A 381-nucleotide genomic window follows, 5' to 3' on the forward strand; every position below is an offset into this window, starting at 1 on the left:
TTTCATAGTCTTTTGGTTTATCAGAATTGTAAAGATAAGATTTATCTGCTTATTCCCGCAAATAAAATGGCAATCCACCGGTTCGCCTTTTATAATCCTGAAGTTATAATTACTTTTGCCCAGATATTCCAAAAACCGCACCAAAGTATGTCTGAAGCATCAAAATACATAGCCCGGGAAGTCGAAAACAAGTGGTATGACTACTGGATGAAGAACGGCTATTTTCATTCTGAAGTTGATGAAAGAGAGCCGTATACCATAGTTATTCCGCCGCCGAATGTTACCGGGGTGCTGCACATGGGACACATGCTCAATAATACCATTCAGGATGTATTGATTCGTCGTGCCAGGTTGCAGGGCTACAATGCTTGTTGGGTACCA

At 41.2% G+C, this 381-nt stretch carries 1 protein-coding gene; it reads left to right on the forward strand.

What is annotated here, in order from left to right; translation table 11 throughout:
• Positions 1-147: 147 nt before the first annotated feature.
• On the forward strand, positions 148-381 hold a 234-nt coding region (locus HC176_RS17425), incomplete at its 3' end, for a class I tRNA ligase family protein (protein WP_167920269.1).

The sequence above is a fragment of the Tamlana crocina genome (assembly GCF_012037625.1).